At 38.5% G+C, this 1,790-nt stretch carries 4 protein-coding genes; all 4 read right to left on the bottom strand.

What is annotated here, in order from left to right; all coding sequences use genetic code 11:
- Window positions 1-296: 296 nt before the first annotated feature.
- Window positions 297-575 carry a hypothetical protein gene (locus JCM12296_RS34550; protein WP_054702675.1) on the bottom strand — a complete coding sequence of 93 codons (279 nt, stop codon included), beginning with the start codon at window positions 573-575 and terminating at the stop codon, window positions 297-299.
- Window positions 576-687: 112 nt separating this feature from the next.
- On the bottom strand, window positions 688-972 hold the full coding sequence (locus JCM12296_RS37590; RefSeq protein WP_246805318.1) for a HigA family addiction module antitoxin: 285 nt from the start codon (window positions 970-972) through the stop codon (window positions 688-690).
- Between the two features lie 5 nt (window positions 973-977).
- On the bottom strand, window positions 978-1,256 hold the full coding sequence (locus JCM12296_RS37585; RefSeq protein WP_083456792.1) for a type II toxin-antitoxin system RelE/ParE family toxin: 279 nt from the start codon (window positions 1,254-1,256) through the stop codon (window positions 978-980).
- A 123-nt stretch (window positions 1,257-1,379) separates the two neighbouring features.
- A partial coding sequence (locus JCM12296_RS37580; protein ID WP_218188443.1) for a hypothetical protein occupies window positions 1,380-1,790 on the bottom strand: 411 nt, incomplete at its 5' end.

Genomic DNA, 1,790 nt, shown 5'->3' with positions numbered 1-1,790 from the left:
CCAAGCATAAGCGGTGCCGGTCCTTTGGCATCCGCTTGATGCGATGGTTATAAAATTTTTAGGAGGTTTTATGAATAACACAGTACAGAAACATGATAGAGTATGTAAATTCACAATTAGCCCATATTATATACAGTCTGGATCTACGGACATAATAGAACGTAGTATATTAAGGGCCATGCAAGGACTATATGATAATGGAGTATTAACATCAGAGCCTGTTGATGTTCGTGTCATTACCGAAGCCGAGTATGACGAAAGTATAGGTGAATTGTCCGATAGTCCTATGGATGCGGTTAAGATCTATTTCCGCGATAAGGAATAGCCCCCTTTTCGGAGATGTTGATGATTTTATAGTTGTTGTTTTTAATCAAGTTGATGATATCAAAGTTTCCTATCATGTCAGGGATATTGTCTTTGCTAATGTCTCTTAAATAGTCTTGGTTGAAATCAAGCGTTGTTGATTTATCAGCCGAAAAAGAAAATGTGATTTCGTGTCCAGAAATAATTGTTGCTTTAACTGGTAATGCCTTTTCGATTACCTTTTGAACTATTTCGAGTTTTTCTTTGGACATTTAGTTTTTCCTTTCACAGGGAAATAAGTTTAAGATTTATAACGCATTGCTCACGGGGCGCGCGCTTTTTGCGCTCCCGTGCAGCAAATTGTTCTGTTAATTCTTAATATAATTAAGCAGATACTTGGATGGGATCTATCTCAGAAAGATCTACATTTTGTTTTGCATGCCAAAGGTCATAGCTATCCTGCATATGGAGCCAACTTTCAGGGCTACGGCCTAAACACTTGGATAAACGAAGAGCCATTGCCGGGCTTATAGAACTTTGACCCCTCAATATTCTTATAAATGTTGAAGGGGAGACCTTAAGCCGCAGTGCGACACTCCGGGGCGAAATACCCAGCGGTTCCAGATAAACTTCTTGAATAAATTCCCCTGGATGGGGAGGGTTATACATAGTCATTAGTGATAATCCTCATAGTCTACAATGTAGGCGTTACCATCTTTGAATTCAAAAACGATTCGCCAATTACGGTTAACATCAATCGCCCACAATCCTTGACGATCACCTTTTAAACTATGGAGCCGCCAGCCTGGAGTATTCATATCTTCAATACATGTCGCTGTATCAAGCGCAATTAGGCGTATTCTCAGCTTTTGTTTATGGCCTGGCTGAATCCCTGATACGCTACCCGTCTCGAAAAATTTATGCAGCCCTTTATGTTTAAATGATTTTATCATAGATAATATGATATAGCATATTGCGCAATACGCAACACTTTTTTCAAAAACAGAACGTGAAGTTCTGCGGACCGCATGCTGTTCGCGGTCCGCAGAAACGCTTGGTTGTGTGACATTTACATATTAATATAATTTTATTTCCAGGACCTTATCGGTGATTCTATGAGATATTTTTAACTTGTTCAATTCTGTTGAAAGAAGTTTGATGTCTTGACTCTTATAACCTGATTGAAAGCCATTTTTAGAATCTGTTCTTTCCCAACAAAATCTTGCAGGTATTATAATGTGGGCAAGATCTTTGTAATAGAATGATTGACGCCATAAACCACCATCTATAGTCCTATCTTCTAATAATTCCTCTTCATCTGGTAGTCCGTTTGTCCAGTAGGTTAGCCAGCGCTCTAAGCTATTAAACGTTGTATATGCACACCAAGATTCGCTTGCCCAAGATATTGAAAAACCTTTTCCAAGTATTCTTCTTGCTAAAGCAAGAAATATTTTCCAATCCTTATTAGTCATTTGCTTTCTTGCACA

Origin of the sequence: Desulfosarcina cetonica JCM 12296, assembly GCF_001311845.1 — a bacterium.
Taxonomy (GTDB): domain Bacteria; phylum Desulfobacterota; class Desulfobacteria; order Desulfobacterales; family Desulfosarcinaceae; genus Desulfosarcina; species Desulfosarcina cetonica.
This window is presented reverse-complemented; position numbering and strand designations above follow the sequence as displayed.